The organism is Enterobacter sp. UCD-UG_FMILLET (assembly GCF_000762975.1).
Lineage (GTDB): Bacteria > Pseudomonadota > Gammaproteobacteria > Enterobacterales > Enterobacteriaceae > Enterobacter > Enterobacter dykesii.
In genome coordinates, this window is record NZ_JRJC01000009.1 from 1 (window position 1) to 521 (window position 521).

1 rRNA gene is annotated in these 521 nt (G+C 54.7%); it reads left to right on the top strand.

The features are described from left to right. Positions 1 to 521 (top strand): 23S ribosomal RNA (locus LA04_RS04865); the annotation flags it as partial.

The following is a 521-nucleotide window of genomic DNA, read 5'->3' on the forward strand; positions in this document are numbered from 1 at the left end:
CCTCCCAAAGAGTAACGGAGGAGCACGAAGGTTAGCTAATCCTGGTCGGACATCAGGAGGTTAGTGCAATGGCATAAGCTAGCTTGACTGCGAGAGTGACGGCTCGAGCAGGTGCGAAAGCAGGTCATAGTGATCCGGTGGTTCTGAATGGAAGGGCCATCGCTCAACGGATAAAAGGTACTCCGGGGATAACAGGCTGATACCGCCCAAGAGTTCATATCGACGGCGGTGTTTGGCACCTCGATGTCGGCTCATCACATCCTGGGGCTGAAGTAGGTCCCAAGGGTATGGCTGTTCGCCATTTAAAGTGGTACGCGAGCTGGGTTTAGAACGTCGTGAGACAGTTCGGTCCCTATCTGCCGTGGGCGCTGGAGAATTGAGGGGGGCTGCTCCTAGTACGAGAGGACCGGAGTGGACGCATCACTGGTGTTCGGGTTGTCATGCCAATGGCACTGCCCGGTAGCTAAATGCGGAAAAGATAAGTGCTGAAAGCATCTAAGCACGAAACTTGCCCCGAGATG